At 72.0% G+C, this 17,458-nt stretch carries 15 protein-coding genes; 6 read left to right on the forward strand and 9 right to left on the reverse strand.

Annotation, left to right across the window (positions count from 1 at the left end):
• Positions 1-67 precede the first annotated feature (67 nt).
• The 3 genes from pfkB to AC07DO_RS19305 all read right to left on the reverse strand — a co-directional run bounded on the left by pfkB (position 68) and on the right by AC07DO_RS19305 (position 2,700).
• On the reverse strand, positions 68-1,015 hold the full coding sequence (gene pfkB, locus AC07DO_RS19295) for a 1-phosphofructokinase (protein WP_479061606.1): 948 nt from the start codon (positions 1,013-1,015) through the stop codon (positions 68-70).
• A gap of 77 nt (positions 1,016-1,092) precedes the next feature.
• Positions 1,093-1,854, reverse strand: coding sequence for a DeoR/GlpR family DNA-binding transcription regulator (locus AC07DO_RS19300; RefSeq protein WP_409236662.1), 762 nt, complete (start codon positions 1,852-1,854; stop codon positions 1,093-1,095).
• Between the two features lie 183 nt (positions 1,855-2,037).
• Positions 2,038-2,700, reverse strand: a complete 663-nt coding sequence (locus AC07DO_RS19305; RefSeq protein ID WP_479061043.1) for a TetR/AcrR family transcriptional regulator — start codon at positions 2,698-2,700, stop codon at positions 2,038-2,040.
• Between the two features lie 188 nt (positions 2,701-2,888).
• On the opposite strand from AC07DO_RS19305, the gene AC07DO_RS19310 reads away from it, so the two are divergent.
• The gene (locus tag AC07DO_RS19310; RefSeq protein ID WP_479061045.1) at positions 2,889-4,145 is read left to right on the forward strand and encodes an extracellular solute-binding protein; all 1,257 of its coding nucleotides are present in this window, start codon (positions 2,889-2,891) and stop codon (positions 4,143-4,145) included.
• Between the two features lie 119 nt (positions 4,146-4,264).
• On the opposite strand, the gene AC07DO_RS19315 is transcribed toward AC07DO_RS19310, so the two are convergent.
• Positions 4,265-5,797 carry an MFS transporter gene (locus AC07DO_RS19315; protein WP_479061046.1) on the reverse strand — a complete coding sequence of 511 codons (1,533 nt, stop codon included), beginning with the start codon at positions 5,795-5,797 and terminating at the stop codon, positions 4,265-4,267.
• Between the two features lie 62 nt (positions 5,798-5,859).
• On the opposite strand from AC07DO_RS19315, the gene AC07DO_RS19320 reads away from it, so the two are divergent.
• Positions 5,860-6,855 (forward strand): helix-turn-helix transcriptional regulator, encoded by a 996-nt coding sequence (locus AC07DO_RS19320; RefSeq protein ID WP_479061047.1) that lies wholly within the window; start codon positions 5,860-5,862, stop codon positions 6,853-6,855.
• A 149-nt stretch (positions 6,856-7,004) separates the two neighbouring features.
• On the opposite strand, the gene AC07DO_RS19325 is transcribed toward AC07DO_RS19320, so the two are convergent.
• Complete coding sequence (locus AC07DO_RS19325; protein WP_479061049.1) at positions 7,005-8,003, reverse strand: sigma-70 family RNA polymerase sigma factor; 999 nt, start codon at positions 8,001-8,003, stop codon at positions 7,005-7,007.
• A 555-nt stretch (positions 8,004-8,558) separates the two neighbouring features.
• On the opposite strand from AC07DO_RS19325, the gene AC07DO_RS19330 reads away from it, so the two are divergent.
• Entirely contained in the window at positions 8,559-9,617 is a 1,059-nt protein-coding gene (locus AC07DO_RS19330; RefSeq protein WP_479061050.1) for a questin oxidase family protein, read from the forward strand.
• A 74-nt stretch (positions 9,618-9,691) separates the two neighbouring features.
• Here the strand turns inward: AC07DO_RS19330 and AC07DO_RS19335 are convergent, their stop codons facing one another.
• Positions 9,692-10,462 carry a dioxygenase family protein gene (locus AC07DO_RS19335; RefSeq protein WP_479061051.1) on the reverse strand — a complete coding sequence of 257 codons (771 nt, stop codon included), beginning with the start codon at positions 10,460-10,462 and terminating at the stop codon, positions 9,692-9,694.
• 115 nt (positions 10,463-10,577) lie between these two features.
• Here AC07DO_RS19335 and AC07DO_RS19340 point away from each other — a divergent pair, with 115 nt between their 5' ends.
• Positions 10,578-11,093: a MarR family winged helix-turn-helix transcriptional regulator gene (locus AC07DO_RS19340; RefSeq protein ID WP_479061053.1), complete on the forward strand. Its 516-nt coding sequence runs from the start codon at positions 10,578-10,580 to the stop codon at positions 11,091-11,093.
• A gap of 19 nt (positions 11,094-11,112) precedes the next feature.
• On the opposite strand, the gene AC07DO_RS19345 is transcribed toward AC07DO_RS19340, so the two are convergent.
• Together AC07DO_RS19345 and AC07DO_RS19350 are read right to left on the reverse strand one after the other, a co-directional pair.
• Complete coding sequence (locus tag AC07DO_RS19345; protein ID WP_479061055.1) at positions 11,113-12,636, reverse strand: MFS transporter; 1,524 nt, start codon at positions 12,634-12,636, stop codon at positions 11,113-11,115.
• A 57-nt stretch (positions 12,637-12,693) separates the two neighbouring features.
• Positions 12,694-13,350 (reverse strand): TetR/AcrR family transcriptional regulator, encoded by a 657-nt coding sequence (locus AC07DO_RS19350; protein ID WP_479061056.1) that lies wholly within the window; start codon positions 13,348-13,350, stop codon positions 12,694-12,696.
• Between the two features lie 294 nt (positions 13,351-13,644).
• Here AC07DO_RS19350 and AC07DO_RS19355 point away from each other — a divergent pair, with 294 nt between their 5' ends.
• Positions 13,645-14,949: a M6 family metalloprotease domain-containing protein gene (locus AC07DO_RS19355; RefSeq protein ID WP_479061058.1), complete on the forward strand. Its 1,305-nt coding sequence runs from the start codon at positions 13,645-13,647 to the stop codon at positions 14,947-14,949.
• Here the strand turns inward: AC07DO_RS19355 and rho are convergent.
• Positions 14,936-16,171, reverse strand: coding sequence for a transcription termination factor Rho (rho, locus tag AC07DO_RS19360; protein ID WP_479061060.1), 1,236 nt, complete (start codon positions 16,169-16,171; stop codon positions 14,936-14,938). The genes AC07DO_RS19355 and rho overlap by 14 nt on opposite strands.
• A gap of 421 nt (positions 16,172-16,592) precedes the next feature.
• On the opposite strand from rho, the gene AC07DO_RS19365 reads away from it, so the two are divergent.
• Complete coding sequence (locus AC07DO_RS19365; protein ID WP_479061607.1) at positions 16,593-17,411, forward strand: 2,3-dihydro-2,3-dihydroxybenzoate dehydrogenase; 819 nt, start codon at positions 16,593-16,595, stop codon at positions 17,409-17,411.
• The last annotated feature ends 47 nt before the right edge of the window (positions 17,412-17,458 follow it).

Here is a 17,458-nt window from a genome sequence, read left to right on the forward strand (position 1 = left end):
GGTGTTGCGGGGACAGGGGGTGCGGCAGGGGCGAAAGGTGTGGTGGGGACGGGGGAAGCGGGGCGGGTCATGGCGCCGGCTCCGTCAGGGCGCGGGTCAGCGGGACCTCCGCCGTCACCGTCACCGCGTCCGGTGCCAGGTCCGCCGGGGTCGGCATCGCGCTGCCGGGGAGCTGGACCGCGGCCGCGCCGTGGGCCACGGCGGAGGCGAGGGCGCGGGGTCCCGAGCCACCGGCGATCAGGAATCCGGCGAGGGAGGAGTCGCCGGCCCCGACGTTGCTGCGCACGGCGGCGACGGGGGCGCTCGCGAAGTACGTGCCGGACGCGTCGACCAGGAGCTGGCCGTCGGCGCCGAGGCTGGCGAGGACCGCGTGGGCGCCCGCCTTCCGCAGTTCTTCGGCGGCCTCGACCGCGTCGCCGACCGTGGCGAGGGGGCGGCCCACCGCTTCGGCGAGCTCTTCGACGTTGGGCTTGACGACGTCGGGGCGTTCGGCGAGCGCGGCGAGCAGCGCGGGCCCCGAGGTGTCCAGGGCGATCCGTGCGCCGGCCGCGTGCGCGCGGGCCACGAGCTCCGCGTACCAGGAGGGCTTCAGGCCGCGCGGCAGGCTTCCGCAGCAGGCGATCCAGTCGGCGCCCCGCGACCGTTCGCCGACGGTGGCGAGCAGCAGTTCCCGCTCCGCGTCGGAGAGTTCGGGGCCGGGCGCGTTGATCTTCGTGAGCGTGCCGTCGGGCTCCGCGACGGCGATGTTGGAACGCGTCTGCCCGGCCACCGGTACCGGGGCGGCTTCGATGCCCTGCTCGTCGAGGAGTTGGGCGACGAGCGCGCCGGGCGCCCCGCCGAGCGGCAGTACGGCGACGGTCTGCACGCCCGCCGCCGCGACGGCCCGCGAGACGTTGACGCCCTTGCCTCCCGGGTCCACGCGCTCGCCGGTGGCGCGGACGACCTCGCCCCGGTCGAGCGCCGGCACCTCGTAGGTGCGGTCGAGGGAGGGGTTGGGGGTGACGGTGAGGATCATGCTCGTACCGGCTGCTTCCTTGCTCGTGCGCGGAGCCGCTGCTTCCTTGCTCGTGTGCGAAGCCGCTGCTTCCTTGCTCATGCGCGTACTACTTCCGTGCCGCCGCGCTCGATCGCTGCGGCGTCGTCGTCGGTGAGGCCGGTGTCGGTGATCAGCAGGTCCACGTCGGCCAGGTCGCCGAAGCGCGCGAAGTGCTCCTGGCCGTGCTTGGCGGAGTCCGCGAGCAGCACGACCCGGCGGGCCGCGGCGATGGCCGCCCGCTTCACGGCCGCCTCCGCGAGGTCGGGGGTGGTGAGCCCGGCCTCGGCGGAGAAGCCGTTGGCGGCGAGGAAGAGCACGTCGGCGCGGATCTCGCCATACGCCCGCAGGGCCCACGCGTCGACGGCCGCGCGCGTACGCTGCCTGACCCGGCCGCCGATGAGGTGGAGCTGGATGCCGGGGTGGTCGGCGAGGCGGGCGGCGGTGGGCAGGCCGTGCGTGACGACGGTGAGCGTCGACTCCAGTGGGAGCGCCGCCGCGAGCCGCGCGACGGTCGACCCGGCGTCGAGGACGACGCTGCCCTCGGCGGGCAGTTCGGCGAGCGCGGCGCGGGCGATGCGGTCCTTCTCGTCGGCGGCGGTGCCCTCGCGCTCGGCGAGGTCCGGCTCGAAGTCGAGGCGTCCTGCGGGGATGGCACCGCCGTGCACGCGGCGTACGAGTCCGGCCCGGTCGAGCGCCTTCAGGTCGCGCCTGATGGTCTCCGCGGTGACCTGGAACTCCTCGGCCAGCGAGAGCACGTCGACGCGGCCGCCGTCGCGCGCGAGCCGCAGGATCTCCTGCTGCCGCTCCGGTGCGTACATGTCCGTTTGCCTCCGCCGCATGCCCGAGCTTGTGGTTTCACTCGGAGAGTACGGCCGGATTTCGGGAAAGTAAACAGGCTCGGGCCCAACTCGGACACAAACGGACTTCGGTCCTACGGTGATGTTGCTTTGGACCTACGACGCCGTGGGCCTACGACGCCGTGGGCCTGTGTCGCCGTGGGCCTACGGCCAGGGAAACGCGTCCAGCGCCGCGAGGCACCGCTCCGCCAGCGCGGCCGGACCACCGCCCTCCCATGAGTCCGCCCGGGAGCCCGCCCGGGAGTCCGCCGGGGAGCCCGTCGGCACGTCCTCCACCGCCCAGGTCTCCACCCCCACCCGCACCGCCGCACTCGCCACCGCCGCCGCGAGCCGCAGGTCGAGGGAGCGCGCGGCGCCCGCCCGCTCCCCCAGGACCGTCAGCAACGTCTGCTCCGACGCATGGCACGCGTCCGCCCACACCGCCCGCAGCGCCGCGCTCTCCACCGACATGCGCAGCAACGACCGCACCCAGTCCAGGGACTCGACCGCCCCGGCGGTGTCCGCCCCGAGCGCGCTCCTCACCGCGTGCCGCAGCGCGTCCGGAACGGACAGCTCCGCCGGAGCCCCGCGCACCGCCTCGGCCCACTGCTGCGCGCCCGCCGCGAAGAGCGGGGCGACGGACTCCTCCTTGGTCGGGAAGTAGCGGTAGAACGTGCGCGGCGCGACGCCCGCCGCCCGCGCGATGTCCTCGGCGCGGGTGGCCCGCAGCCCGTCCGCCACGAAGAGCGCCGCCGCGGTACGGGCGATGTCCAGGCGGGTCTCGTTCTTGCGTCGCTCCGTGAGCGAAACGGGAGGCATGTCAGGCATGCCAGGCAGGTTATGCCAGCCCCCTGACACGGCCTCATAGGCACACGATGCCCATATGGCAGAATCTGCCACCGTCAGATGCGCAGCAGATGCGCGGGTAGGTGCGGGCAGATGCGCGGGCAGGTGCGGGCAAGTGCGCATCCGCCGTCGCCGGATTCGCGGGGACAAACAGAGGGTGGCAATCAGCGGTGCGTCGTCGGCAGTTCCTTCTCCACACGGCCGGTCTCACCGGCGCCACCGCGCTCGGCGCCGCCGGACTCAGCGCCTGTTCCGCGGAGACCGACACCCCTCTGAAGCTCCTCGTGGCCAGCTACGACAAGAGCGTGGGCTCCTCCATCGGCGACCAGTGGGGCAGCCTCATCGGCGCCTTCAAGAAGGCGCACCCGGGCATCGACGTCGACCTCGAACGCGTCCCCTTCGCCAAGCTCGACCAGACCCTGGCCCGGCGCGTGAAGGACGGCGACGCCCCCGACATCGCCCAGTCCAACCTCTTCGCGCCCTACGCCGAGGACGGCAAGCTGTACGGCGCGTCCGACCTCTTCGACGTGCGTACAGAGGGCGATTTCATCCGGTCCTACGCGGAGGCGGGCATGGTCGACCGCGTCCAGTACGGCCTGCCCTTCCTGGCCAGCACCCCCCGGCTCTTCTACAACAAGGCACTGTTCAGGCAGGCCCGCGTCAAGGCGCCCCGCTCCTGGGCCGAACTGCGCGACGCGGCCGTGGCGTTGAAGGGGATCGGCGTGCCCACCCCGTACGGCCTGCAGCTCGGCCCGGAGGCCGCCGAGGACGAGGTGCTGGCCTGGCTGCTCGCGGACGGCGGCGGCTACGCGGGCCTCACCGGCTACGACTTCGCCAACCCCAGCAACATCGACACCCTCGCCTGGCTGCGCGACAACCTCGTCACGCGCGGCCTGGCGGGCGCCGACCCCAAGTCGCTGACGAGGACGGACGCGTACGCCCAGTTCCTGCGCGGCAAGATCGGCATGCTGATCGCACACCCGGTCCTGATGGGCGCCGCCGATCAGGCCGAGTTCCCCTACGCGCACGCCCCGTTCCCCCAGAAGCTGGGCGGCGCCGCGCCGCCCGTGGGGCTCAACGACTGGCTGATGGCGTTCAAGCAGAACGGGCGGCGCGAGCAGTGCGGCACGTTCCTGAGCTACCTGTACGGGCGCAAGTCCGCCCTCGCGTACGGCGGGAGCCAGTCCGCCCTGCCCGTGACGAGCTCCGCGTCGGACGCCCTGCGCAAGGACCCGAAGCAGCGCCCGATGTGGGACTTCATCGACCAGATGCCGCAGGCGCAGTTCCAGCCGACGAACCTCGGGTCGTGGCCCGAGGTCCGGAGCACGGTGCGTCGGCGCGTCGGCGAGGCGGTGGTCAAGGGCGGCAGCCCGAAGGCGGTCCTGGAGGCCCTGGACACGGCGGCGGCCCAGGCGGAACTCCGGTAACTCCAGAGTTCCGCGCCGGGCCACCGACATCACCGCAGCACGCCCCACGACGTCACCGCAGCACACGCCCCACGACATCACCGCAGCACACGCCCCACGACATCACCGCAGCACACGCCTCACGACGTCAGCGCGGCTTCCTTCGCCGGGGCGTCCGCGTCCGCCGCGCCCTCGCCGCCGCCGCCCTCGACATGCTGCTTCGGCTTCGCCGGCAGGGCGAACATCACCAGGAAGATGACGGCGAGCACGCCCGCCACCCACCACAGCGCGTTCTGGAACCCGTCCACGAACTCCGCCGGGATCCGGGCCGGGCCGACGTGCTCGTCGATGACTCCGAAGAACACCACCGACACGAGGCCGAGGCCGAGCGCGGTGCCCATCTGCTGCACGGTGTTGATCAGGCCGGAGGCCGAACCCGCGTGCTCCTGCGGTACGTCCGAGAGGACCGCGTCCGTGAGCGGGGCCACGATCAGGCCCATGCCGACGCCCATCACGACCAGCGGGAGCGCCATCTGCCAGGGCGCGATGTCCGCGCCGTACCGCCCGGCCTCCCAGATGTAGAGCAGGACGCCCGCGGCCATCGCGAGGGCGCCGGTCTGCAGCACCTTGCGGCCGAAGCGGGGCACGAGCTTCTGCACGGAGATACCGGCCGCCGCCGAGACGGCGATCGAGAACGGCACGCCCGTCAGACCGGCGCGCAGCGCGCTCCAGCCGAGGCCGACCTGCATGTAGAGCGTCCAGACCAGGAAGAAGATGCCGAGCGTGACGCCGAAGACCGTCTGCACCGCGATGCCCGCGGCGAAGCTCTTCACCTTGAACAGCGACAGCTCGACGAGCGGCGAACCGTCCTTCGCCGCCTTCCGCCTCTCGTACGCGATGAGGGCGCCGAAGACGACGAGGGACCCGGCCATCATCACGTAACCCCAGGTGGGCCAGCCGAGCTCGCGCCCGCGGGTGAGCGGGTAGAGCAGCATCAGCAGACCGGCGGTGACCAGGACGACGCCGACGAGGTCCAGCTTGAGGGCGCGCGGCGCCTTGGACTCGCTGATGAACTTCCGGCCGAGGATGATGCCCGCGATGCCGACCGGCAGGTTGATGAGGAAGATCGGCCGCCACTCGAGGCCGAAGATGTTCCACTCGGTGAGCAGCGCGCCGAGCAGCGGCCCGGAGACCGCGCCGAGCCCGACGATCATGCCGAAGAGGCCGAAGACCTTGCCGCGCTCGTGGGCCGGGAAGGTCGCGTGCACGATGGACAGCACCTGCGGCACCATCAGCGCGGCCATGCCGCCCTGGAGGATGCGCGACGCGACCAGCATCTCCGGGTTCGCCGCGAAACCGCAGAGCGCGGAGGCGACGGTGAACCCGGTGATGCCTATGAGGAAGATCCGCTTGCGGCCGTGGATGTCGCCGAGCCGCCCGCCGGTGACGAGGCCCGCTGCGAACGCGAGCGAGTAGCCCGCGGTGATCCACTGGATCTGGCTGAACGAGGCGCCCGCGTCGCGCTGGATGGACGGGATGGCGATGTTGACGATCGTGACGTCGACGAGGTCCATGAAGGCGGCGGTCATCACGATGGCCAGGGCGAACCAACGCCGCCGGTCACCGGCGGCCGCCTGCGTCCCGGGAGCGGAACTGGTGCTGGGTGAAGTCATGCCGCAAGGCTAGAGACCATATAGGTCAGTCTGTGTCCTAGTTCTCCGGCATCCTGGTCGGCATGACGACGGACGCGGACGGTACGACGGCGGCGGGCACCGACACTCCGGCCCGGCTCTTCCAGCTCCTCTCCCTCCTTCAGACGCCCCGCGAGTGGCCGGGCGCCGAGCTGTCGGAGCGGCTCGGGGTCAGCAGGCGAACGGTGCGGCGGGACATCGACCGGCTGCGGGACCTCGGCTATCCGGTGCGGGCCAGCCAGGGCGCGGCCGGCGGCTACCGCCTGGTCGCGGGCAAGGCGATGCCGCCGCTGGTCCTGGACGACGAGGAGGCGGTGGCCATCGCGGTCGGGCTGCGGGCCGGGGCGGGGCACGCGGTGGAGGGCGTGGAGGAGGCGTCGGTGCGTGCGCTCGCCAAGCTGGAGCAGGTGCTTCCGGGGCGGCTGCGGCACCGGGTCTCCGCGCTGCAGATCGCGACGACGCCGCTGACCAGCGGGGACGGGGCGAGCATCGCGCCGGAGACGCTGACGGTGATGGCGTCGGCCGCGGCGGGGCACGAGCGGCTGCGGTTCGCCTACCGCGCGGGGGACGGTACGGAGTCCCGGCGGCTCACGGAGCCGTACCGGCTGGTGTCGACGGGGCGCCGCTGGTACCTCGTGGCGTACGACATCGACCGCGAGGACTGGCGGACCTTCCGGGTCGACCGGGTCTCCGAGCCGTTCGCGACAGGGGCGCGGTTCGTGCCGCGGGAGCTGCCGCGGGGGGACGCGGCGACGTTCATCCGCGAGTCGGTGTGGCGCGGGCGTCAGCGCTCGTACGCACTGGACGTCACCTTCGCGGCGCCCGCGGAGTTCGTCACCGCGCGGCTGCCCTCGGCGCTCGGTCCCGTGCAGCCCGTGGACGAGCACAACTGCCGTCTGCGCTGCGAGGCCTCGGACTCCGTCGAGTGGCTGGCGGTCCGCCTGGCGGTCATGGACTGCGACTTCAGGGTGCGGGGCCCGCGGGAGCTGGCGGAGTGCGTACGGGAGATGGGCGCACGCCTGACCCGCTCCGTCATCTGATCCGCCTCGCACGGGCGGAGGCGGGTGGGAAAGACGCGTGAAGCGCGACCGATCAAGGGCGCGGCGCCGAGGGATGACCCCCGGTGCCGGGGAACGACACCGGGACCCCAGCGAGTGATCCGCCCAAGGCCGGCCGCCCGGGCCGACGCCTAGGCCGCCGCGTCGAAGCCCGTGTCCCGCGCCAGCTTCTTCAGCTCCAGCAGGGCGTGCTTCTCGATCTGGCGGATCCGCTCACGCGTGAGCCCGTGCTCCTTGCCGACCTCGGTCAGCGTGCGCTCGCGGCCGTCGTCGATGCCGTACCGCATCTTGATGATGGAGGCCGTGCGCTGGTCGAGACGGCCGATCAGACCGTCGAGCTCCTCGCTGCGGAGCAGCGAGAGGACGGACTGCTCGGGCGAGACCGCGGACGTGTCCTCCAGGAGGTCACCGAACTGCGTGTCGCCCTCGTCGTCCACGCCCATGTTCAGCGAGACGGGGTCGCGCGCCCAGTCCAGGACGTCCGTGACGCGCTCGGGGGTCGAGGACAGCTCCGCGGCGATCTCCGCGGGCTCCGGGTCGCGGCCGTTCTCACGGTTGAACTCGCGCTGCACACGGCGGATCCGGCCCAGCTCCTCCACCAGGTGGACGGGAAGGCGGATGGTGCGGGACTGGTCGGCTATGGAGCGGGTGATGGCCTGGCGGATCCACCACGTGGCGTACGTGGAGAACTTGAAGCCCTTGGCGTAGTCGAACTTCTCGACCGCGCGGACCAGGCCCGCGTTGCCCTCCTGGATCAGGTCGAGGAGGGGGAGGCCGCTGCGCGGATAGCGGCGGGCGACCGCGACGACCAGGCGGAGGTTCGACCGGATGAAGACGTCCTTGGCGCGCTCACCGTCGGCGACGAGGGCTTCGAGCTCCTCGCGGCCCGCGGTGACCTTGCTGTCCTCGACCTCTCCGTCCAGGATCTTCTGGGCATAGACGCCCGCCTCGATGACCTGGGAGAGCTCCACTTCCTTGGCGGCGTCCAGCAGCGGCGTACGCGCGATCTCGTCGAGGTACATGCCGACCAGGTCGCGGTCGGCGATCTCCCCGCCTACGGCGCGAACACTGCGTGCCGCGTCGGTCTCGCCGGAGGCGGACTTACGACGGGCGACGGCACGGGTTGCCATGCGTGCTCCCTTGCGATGGTTGTCCTGGTCGGCCCACTCGTGGGGCCTCTGTGGTGGATGGCACACCCTCGGGTGCCCTGCATCCGTTGGAAACAACGACTGGAATCCGGACAGAATTCCCAAGCCGCACATCTTTTTTCCTGACGGTGCAGTACCCTGTGGCGCCACACGGGCGCCCGCGTGCCACCGGTAGGCTCGGAGACGCAGGTCAGGCCGGACGTCGGGGCTGGTTCCGCAGCCCCCGCGGGCCCTGCGACCCCGCCGCGCGTGAGACGGCCGTCACCTTCGACACCGTCACGTTCGAACCGTCGCCTTCCTGCCGGAAGAGCGCGCCGCCCTTGGCCGCCCTTCCCTCCTGAAGACGGCCCGCGCCCCCTGTTGGTTGCTCAGGGCGCGCGATTCCGGTCTTCCGGTCTCCGCCCTGATCGAGTGCTCCGTTACGCGACGAGTAGTCATGTCCGATCGGCCGAAGTCTTCGGCCCTTATGTCCTCGGCCCCCGGACCTAGGGCCCGGGGCCGTTACCCGGCAGCAGGTCAGCGGCCTACCGTCCCTCCATGGACGACACGAGCGGCACGAGCGACACGAGCGGCACGGGCGACACCACGGGCATCCTCGACGAAGCCCTGGAGCGGCTGCACGGCACCGGGCCCGAGCGTCTCGGACGGCTCACCAACCATGCCCCGATGGCCGTCGAAGCGCTCGCCGCGCGCGGGCAGGCCGGCGCCGTCCACCGGTGGCTCGATCTCTACGCTCCGAAACTGGAGGGGTTTCCCGCGCTCGTGGAGCCGGTCACCGAGGCGAACTGGCCCGCGGCACTGGGTGACCCGCGCCGCGCCGCGGACTGGATCGCGCACTTCGAGAGGCAGATCGCTGAGCGGCCCTGGCGCGATGTGCTCGCCCAGTGGTGGCCCCGGCTGCTGCCCGGTCTGTACGGGGGTTCGACGCACCCCGTGATCCGGGTGGGCCACGCCGTGCGCACGCTGGAGGCGGGCGGCCCGGCAGCCGAGCCCCGTCTCTCGGAGCTCGCCCACGGCCTCGGCTACTGGGCCGCCCGCCACCACCCCCTCGCCGGAGTGACCGCGCTGCCGGGCATCCACAGCACGGCCGCCGACAGCCTCGACGCCGTGCCGCCCATCGCCCACCGCGCGGACGGCGGTTTCCCCGCGCGGCTCGCCCGGGTCGAAAGGCTCCCGCAGTGGGCCGCCGCCGTGGACGATCCGGAGGAGGCGCGGCGCGGGCTGACCGAGCTCGTGCGGGCGGCCACGCACCGCTACGTCACGCACGGCCACGGCGACGAGACGATGCTGGTGCACGCGGCGACCGCGCCCAACGCCGTGCTGCGCACCCTGCCCGCGCTCCCCCGCTCACTGTGGGCGCCGAGCCTGCACGCCGCGTGGACCGCGTCGGCGGCGGTCACTGCCATGTACGCGCCGGACGAGCCGGTGGCGTACACCCCGCCGGGCACGATCACCGCCGAGGAGGTCTTCGAGCGGGCCCTGGCCCACGGCGACGAGCATGTCATCAAGCTGACGGACACGGCGCTGGACGTCGGCGACGAGCGGGCCCTCGCGGCGGCGTTGCGCGCGATCGAGCTGAGCGTGCCGCTCGGCTAAGCGCCGCCACGGCCCATTTCAGGCGCCTCTCGCGCCCCTCGCACCCCTCAAGCCGCTCCCGCCCCTCACGCCTCTCACCCGAACTGCACCGACCTCTTCGCAAGCCCCATCCAGAAGCCGTCGATCACGCTCCTCTGACCGGCCAGGTCCCCCGTCGCGTCCGCCGCGCCCAGCGTCACGAAGAGCGGTGCGAAGTGCTCGGTGCGCGGGTGGGCGAGCTGCCCCGCCGGGGACGTGTGCCCGAAGTCGAGCAGCGCGTCCACGTCGCCCGCCTCCAGCGCCTCGTGCCCCCACGCGTCGAACTCCGCCGACCAGGACGGGATGCCGCCCTGCCGCAGCGCGGCCAGGTTGTGCGTGAAGAAGCCGCTGCCGACGATCAGGACGCCCTCGTCGCGCAGCGGCGCCAGCTTGCGGCCGATGTCCATGAGGCGGCGCGGGTCGAGGGTCGGCAGGGAGATCTGGAGGACGGGGACGTCGGCGTCCGGGTACATCTCCACGAGCGGCACGTACGCGCCGTGGTCGAGCCCGCGGTCGGGCACGTCCTGGACGGGGGTTCCGGGGGCGCGCAGCAGTTTCCGTACGGAGGCGGCGAGTTCGGGGGCGCCGGGCGCGGCGTACGTCACCTGGTAGTAGTGCTCGGGGAAACCCCAGAAGTCGTACACCAGGGGCAGTGTCTCGGTGGCGGACAGGGCGAGCGGGGCCTCCTCCCAGTGGGCGGAGACCATGAGGATCGCCTTCGGGCGCGGCAGCTCCGCGGACCAGGAGGCCAGCTCGCCGGGCCAGACCGGGTCGTCGGCGAGCGGCGGGGCGCCGTGGCTGAGATACAGGGCGGGCATGCGGGACATCGCGCACCTCCGGCGAGCGAACCAGGAACGTATTACTTGAAGTATCAAGTTCTGGGCCCCACCATACGACTGGTTTTGTTCAAATTTCAAGGAACGACCTCGTACAGTGGGGTACATGGATACGGCAGCGACCCCTCCCCCGGCCGGCGAGCCGCGCTGGCTGGACGGCGATGAGCAGCGCGTCTGGCGGGCCTACCTTCAGGCGACGACTCTTCTCGACGACTTCCTCGACCGGCAGTTGCAGCGCGACGCGGGCATGCCCCACATGTACTACGGCCTATTGGTCCAGTTGTCCGACGCCCCCCGGCGGCGGCTGCGGATGACCGAGCTGGCCAAGAAGATGAAGATCACCCGGTCCCGTCTCTCGCACGCGATCGCGCGTCTGGAGAAGAGCGGCTGGGTGCGCCGCGAGGACTGCCCCTCCGACAAGCGCGGACAGCTGGCGATCCTGACCGACGACGGGTTCGAGGTGTTGAGCAGGACCGCGCCCGGCCATGTCACCGCCGTGCGCCAGGCCCTCTTCGACCGGCTCACCCCGGAACAGCAGAAGTCCCTCGGCGAGATCATGAAGATCGTCGCCGAGGGACTTCAGCCCGAGGAGGCCGGGGCGGACCTCCCCTGGCTCCGCTAGGTGCCGCCCGGGGCCCGGGTCAGTGGGCCATCACCGGAATCTTGACCTCGTCCTCGACACCGTCCGACGAGTCGGCCGGAGCCGACGTGCCGCCCTGGTGGCCGGTGGTGATGAAGGTGGCCGCGATCAGCGCGGAGACCGCCAGGATCCCGACCGCCCACCAGATGGCGCTGGTGTAGCCCTCGACCATGGCCTGCGCCTGGAGGAGCTTCGGGTTGGTGGCGCCGGCCGCGTGGTCCGTGAGGTACGCGGTGGTCGCCGAGGCCGCGATGGTGTTCAGGAGGGCCGTGCCGATGGCGCCGCCCACCTGCTGCGAGGTGTTGACCATCGCGGAGGCGACACCGGCGTCACGGGCCTCGACGCCGTGCGTGGCCAGGGACATGGCGGGCATGAACGCCGTACCCATGCCGAGGCCCAGCATCAGCTGCGCGGGCAGGATCAGACCGGCGTACGAGGTGCCGATCTCCAGCTGCGTCAGGAGCAGCATGCCGACCGCGGCGAGCAGGAAGCCCGGGGCCATGAGCAGGCGCGGCGGGACGCGGGTCATCAGGCGGGCGCCGATCTGCGTGGAGCCCGTGATCATGCCGACGATCATCGGCAGGAACGCGAAGCCGGTCTTGACCGGCGAGTAGCCCTTCACGATCTGCAGGTAGTACGTGAGGAACAGGAACAGGCCGAACATCGCGATGATCGCGAGGCCGAGCGACATGTAGACGCCGCCGCGGTTGCGCTCGGTCAGGACGCGCAGCGGGAGCAGCGGCGACTTGACCTTGGCCTCGGTGAGGACGAAGGCGGCGAGCAGCACGACGGACGCGACGAACATCGTCACCGTCACGGCGTCGGACCAGCCCGCGGACTCGGCGCGCGTGAAGCCGTAGACCAGCGCGACCAGGCCGAGCGTGGACAGGATCACGCCGGGGACATCGAGCGGCGAACGGTTGCGGCCGCCGGCCGGCTCACGGATGACGAAGTACGCGCCCAGGGCGGCGATCACCGCGAACGGGATGTTCACGAAGAAGGTCCAGCGCCAGTTCAGGTACTCCGTGAGGAAGCCGCCGAGGATCAGGCCGACGGCGCCGCCGCCACCGGCGATCGCGCCGTAGATGCCGAAGGCCTTGGCGCGCTCCTTGGCGTCGGTGAACATCACCGCGAGCAGCGAGAGGGCGGCGGGCGCGAGCAGCGCGCCGAACACACCCTGGAGGGCGCGGGCGCCCAGCATCATGGCCTCGCTGGTCGCGGCGCCGCCGAGCGCGGAGGCCGCGGCGAAACCGATCAGGCCGGTCACGAAGGTGCGCTTGCGGCCCCACAGGTCGGCGATGCGGCCGCCGAAGAGCAGCAGACCGCCGAAGGCGAGCGCGTAGGCCGTGATGACCCACTGGCGGTTGCCGTCGGATATGCCGAGGTCCTGCTGCGCGGAGGGCAGCGCGATGTTCACGATGGTCGCGTCGAGGACGACCATCAGCTGGGCGAGCGCGATGAAGACGAGCGCCTTCCAGCGGTTGGCGTCGGGCCCGGTGTCGGGCCTGAGGGCTGTTTGAGACATGGGAGTAGCCACCTAGCGGTACGGAGTGGTGAAAAAGGTACGAAAAATATGAGCCGGTCAGTTCTGCCGGAGGTCCTCCAGCGTCGCCGCCGCCCCCGGAAGCTCTGACCGGGCGGGCGCCATCAGGCCGTCCAGGAACAGCTGGAGATGACGGTGGATGAAGCCGTCCATGCCCGGACAGGCCGTGCCCGGCAGCGGGCGGGTGAGCTGGGAGAGGGCGACCATCAGGTCACCGACGGCGATGTCGGTGCGCAGCTGACCGGCCTGGCGGGCCCGCTCCATGAGGGTTTCGATGGATCCCTCCAGGCGCTCGCGGGCGCCGAGCAGGTCGGGGTGGAAGGGGTCGAAGTCGGCCGACAGGATCGGGCACATGGCTCCGATGCGCTCCTCGGCCGCGGCGTGCACGAAGGTGCGCAGCGCGTCGAACGAGGCGCTCGCGTCGGCGTCCGCCGTGGCGATGCCCTGCTCGGCGTGGGCCGCGACGCGGTCCGTCACGGAGAGGACGACCTGACGCACCAGCTCGGCGCGGTCGGCGAAGTGACGGTAGACCGTGGCGTTGCCGACGCCGGCCCTGCGCGCGACCTCGTCGAGGGGTACGTCCGGTCCGTACTCCACGAACATCTCGCGTGCGGCGGCGACGATCCGCTCCCGGTTGCGCAGGGCGTCGGCCCGCGGGCGCGGGGCTCGGCGCTGCGGGGCGGTGGCGGTGTCCACGGCTGCTCCTCGTGTGTCGGTGTCGATGTCGGTCTTGGTGCCGGCGTTTCGGTCTGCGGGTCCGCGATGCGGGGAGTGACTCCCCGTTTCGCGCGGACACAGTGCTAAACGGGGAGGGAGTCCCCGGATATTTCCCGCACGCCGACTTAATGCATGTGAGCCGGGTCACACCCCATCCGGGCAAGAAACCCACGATCGGTCGCACCCAACGAGCGCCCTCGCACCCCCCGGCGGAGGGTGATCGAACAGGGTGCAGCCATGACCGGCGGCTGCCGCGGAGCGGAAGGCCCATGCATGCAGCAGCCGACCTGGCGCCGGATACGCCCCGCCCACCGTGGCACCGCCCCCGCCCGCCGTGGCATCGCCCTCGGGTCCGTCGCCGCGCTCGCCCTCGCGGTCACCACGTCGGCGAGCACCGGACGCCTGATGGAGGGCGCGCAGAGCGCCGCAGGACCGGTGGCCCTGGCCCGCGGCACCACCCTCGGGCCCTGCATGATCAGCGGCACGATGGGCGTACAGATGTCGGAGGGCGTGCCCACACCGCCCGGCTACTCCCGCTCCACCGGCACCGTCCGGGCCCTGAACCTCATGGTGGACTTCTCGGACGCGCCCGGCCGGGGCAGCGCGATGGACCGCCTCGCGGAGTTCTTCCCGCAGACCTCGGAGTGGTTCCGCACCAGTTCGTACGGGCGCCTCGACTACCGCCCCGAGTCCCCCCTGCCGGACTGGCTGCGGATGCCGAAGTCGTTCAAGGAGTACGGGATAGAGCGCGGCGCCCCCTTCGACCCCGGCTACCGCACGCTGGTCAAGGACATCGTGGCGGCCGCCGACCCCGACGTGGACTTCCGCGCGTACGACCTCGTGAACATCCTGATCACCCCGAACGCGGGCCCCTCAGCCCTCGACACCGTCCTGTCGGTGACCTTCGCGGGCAACCACGAGGCGCCGGTCGCGGACGGCGTCCCGGTCTCCAACGCGTCCTTCGTCTACAGCCGACAGGACGACGGCTCGGGCAGCTACCGGGAGACGGGCTACCGCGTCCTGCCGCACGAGAACGGCCACGTCTTCGGCCTGCCCGACCTGTACACGCAGGACGGCGGCGGCGCGGTCGGCCACTGGGACATCATGAGCGAGGACTGGGGCGCCAACAACGACCTGCTGGCCTGGCACAAGTGGAAGCTGGGCTGGCTCGACGACGACCAGGTCGGCTGCGCCGTGCGCTCCGGCACGACCGAGCACGTCCTGTCCCCGCTGGCCCGCTCCGGCGGTACGAAGCTGGCGTTCGCCCCGCTGGGCGAGAAGACGGGGTACGCGATCGAGGCCCGTACCCGCGGCGGCAACGACGAGGCGGTCTGCAAGCCGGGCGTCCTGGTCTACCGCGTGGACGCGGAGGTCGACACCGGCCACGGCCCGGTCACGGTCTCCGACGCGACGCCCGACAGCGGCGGCTGCACGCGCCGCCCCAACGTCCACGCGGAGCTCTCCGACGCGACGTACGGCGTCGGCGAGACCTTCACCGACCGCAAGACGGGGGTGCGGGTCACGGTGGCCGGGGTGACGGACGACGGCGACTACCGCGTGCACGTCACGCGGCCGTAGCGTCGTCGCCGCGGGGCAGGGCCCCGGGCACGGTCTGCCGCACCTGCCGCAGGAAGGCGGCGTTGCTGGGCGTCCTGCGGATCCGGTCGAGCAGCGCTTCGAACGAGCTCTGCCCGTCCCTGCCGTTCCCGTGACCGCCGTTCCCGTGACCACCGCTCCCGTGACCGCCGGTTCCGTCCCTGCCGTGCAGGGCGCGCCGAAGGCCGCGTACGGCACTCAACTCGGCGCTGTCGACGAGCAGTTCATCCCGCCGCGTACCGGAAGGGGTGATGTCGATGGCGGGGAAGACACGCCGGTCGGAGAGGGTGCGGTCGAGCCGGAGCTCCATGTTGCCGGTGCCCTTGAGCTCCTCGAAGTAGTAGTCGTCGGCGCGCGACCCGGTGTCCACGAGCACGGTCGCGAGCATCGTCAGGGAGCCGCCCTCCTCGGCGAGGCGCGCGGCACCGAAGAGCCGCTTCGGCCCCTGCACGGCCGCCGCGTCGACACCGCCGCTGAGGGTGCGGCCGCTGCCGGTCGCCGCGTTGTTGTACGCGCGGCACAGCCGCGTCAGGGAGTCGAAGAGCATGACGACGTCCCGCCCGTCCTCGACCATGCGCTTGGCGCGCTCGACGGCGAGTTCGGCGAGGGCGATGTGTTCCTTGGCGGGCCGGTCGAAGGTCGAGGCGAGCACCTCGCCGCGGACCGAGCGCCGCATGTCGGTGACTTCCTCGGGCCGCTCGTCGAGGAGGACGACCATGAGGTGGCACTCGGGGTGGTTGCGGGCGACCGCGGCGGCGATCTGCTGGAGCAGCACGGTCTTGCCGGTCTTCGGCGGGGCGACGATCAGTCCGCGCTGCCCCTTGCCGATGGGTGCGACCAGGTCGACGAGCCGGCCGGCGACGGGCCCGCCCTCGGTCTCCAGGCGGAGCCTTTCGCGGGGGTGCAGCGGCGTGAGGTCCCCGAACCGCGGCCGACCGCGCAGGGTATGGGTGGCGCGCCCGTTGACGCGCTCGACCCCGGCGAGCACGCGGGGCCTCCCGCAGACGCCTTCGACGAAGTCGCCGGAACGCAGGCCGAGTTGACGTACGAGCGGGGCGGGCACCTGCACGTCGCCGTCGCCCGGCAGGCAGCCCGCCCCCCGGAGGAAACCGCGCCCTTCGCGAACGATGTCGAGAACTCCGGTGCAGGAGTGGTCAGTTGAGGTGGCAGCCACTGAAGGCTGCTCGATGATGGTGGCAGTCATGATGAGGGTCCTTTCGCGACACGCGAGAAGAGGGCCCGGCGGGGCGGCGGGACGGCAATGACCACGTCCCGTGCGACGGGCGGAAGAACCTGCTGCGCGAGAGCGCAAGCAGTGCGGAGAACGAAGCGGGCCACACACAGAAGGCGGCCTGAAAGATCCCGTCCCCGGTCGATCCGGGAGTGGGAGTGACAGTACGGGCACCCCCGAGAGGGGGGCGTACACACGTACCACTCGGAAGGTAGCACAGAGGCGGTCGGCCGGGACAGGCCCAGAGTCCTCACCACGCCCCGGCCACGCCCTAGCTATAAGGTAAGCCTCACCTAAGCCGATGATCGACCCGGCAAACCTCCCCCCAGAGGTCGTACGTTAGGTTAGCCTTACCTAACGAGTTGGGGGAGGTCGCTCACACATGCGCTCACACATGCCGGAGGACGCACCGAACGCGTCGCACGCCGAGGGCGAGTTCGCCGGGCGTACGGCTCTGGTGACCGGCGCGGGCCAGGGCATCGGTGCCGCGGTGGCCGCCGCACTCGCCGCCCGCTGCGCGCACGTCGTCGCCACGGACCGCGACGCGCACGGCGTCGACGAGCTTGCGGCCGCGTCGAGAGGTCTCTCCGGCACGGTCACGCCCCGCGTCATGGACGTCACCGACGCCGCCGCGGTGACCTCGGTGATCGACGGCATCGTCCGCGACCACGGCGCCCTCGACCTCCTCGTGAACGTCGCGGGCATTCTGCGCAGCTCCGCCGTCGCCGAACTGACCGACGCCGACTGGGCCGACACCTTCGCCGTGAACGCCACCGGCGTCTTCCACACCTCCCGCGCCGCCGCCTCCCACATGACGGCGCGGGGCTCCGGCTGCATCGTCACGGTCGGCTCCAACGCCGCCGGGATCCCCCGCACCGGCATGGCCGCGTACGCAGCGTCGAAGGCGGCGGCCGCCGCGTTCACCAAGTGCCTCGGCCTGGAGATCGCGCGCAGCGGCGTGCGCTGCAACGTCGTGGCGCCCGGCACCACGGACACGGCCATGCAGCGCGCGCTCTGGCCCGACGACTCGGCGGCGGAGGCACCGGCCGGGGTGCTCGAAGGCAACCTGGAGACGTACCGCACGGGCATCCCCCTCGGCCGTATCGCCACCCCCCACGACATCGCCGACGCGGTGGTCTTCCTCGCCTCGGACCGCGCCCGCCACATCACGCTGCAGGAGCTGTACGTGGACGGCGGCGCGACGCTGCGCTGACCCCTGGACTGGCCGGGGAGCACCGCTTTCCTCCTCTCCTGCCCCGC

This window comes from Streptomyces sp. NPDC045678, from assembly GCF_056432085.1.

Bases quoted from the DNA above. Each gene is read 5' to 3' on its own strand.
- pfkB (WP_479061606.1), bottom strand. From the start codon at position 1,015: ATGATCCTCACCGTCACCCCCAACCCCTCCCTCGACCGCACCTACGAG.
- AC07DO_RS19345 (WP_479061055.1), bottom strand. From the start codon at position 12,636: ATGTCTCAAACAGCCCTCAGGCCCGACACCGGGCCCGACGCCAACCGC.
- AC07DO_RS19335 (WP_479061051.1), bottom strand. From the start codon at position 10,462: ATGTCCCGCATGCCCGCCCTGTATCTCAGCCACGGCGCCCCGCCGCTC.
- AC07DO_RS19365 (WP_479061607.1), top strand. From the start codon at position 16,593: ATGCCGGAGGACGCACCGAACGCGTCGCACGCCGAGGGCGAGTTCGCC.
- AC07DO_RS19325 (WP_479061049.1), bottom strand. From the start codon at position 8,003: ATGGCAACCCGTGCCGTCGCCCGTCGTAAGTCCGCCTCCGGCGAGACC.
- AC07DO_RS19355 (WP_479061058.1), top strand. From the start codon at position 13,645: ATGCAGCAGCCGACCTGGCGCCGGATACGCCCCGCCCACCGTGGCACC.
- AC07DO_RS19300 (WP_409236662.1), bottom strand. From the start codon at position 1,854: ATGTACGCACCGGAGCGGCAGCAGGAGATCCTGCGGCTCGCGCGCGAC.
- AC07DO_RS19340 (WP_479061053.1), top strand. From the start codon at position 10,578: ATGGATACGGCAGCGACCCCTCCCCCGGCCGGCGAGCCGCGCTGGCTG.
- AC07DO_RS19305 (WP_479061043.1), bottom strand. From the start codon at position 2,700: ATGCCTGACATGCCTCCCGTTTCGCTCACGGAGCGACGCAAGAACGAG.
- AC07DO_RS19315 (WP_479061046.1), bottom strand. From the start codon at position 5,797: ATGACTTCACCCAGCACCAGTTCCGCTCCCGGGACGCAGGCGGCCGCC.
- AC07DO_RS19330 (WP_479061050.1), top strand. From the start codon at position 8,559: ATGGACGACACGAGCGGCACGAGCGACACGAGCGGCACGGGCGACACC.
- rho (WP_479061060.1), bottom strand. From the start codon at position 16,171: ATGACTGCCACCATCATCGAGCAGCCTTCAGTGGCTGCCACCTCAACT.
- AC07DO_RS19320 (WP_479061047.1), top strand. From the start codon at position 5,860: ATGACGACGGACGCGGACGGTACGACGGCGGCGGGCACCGACACTCCG.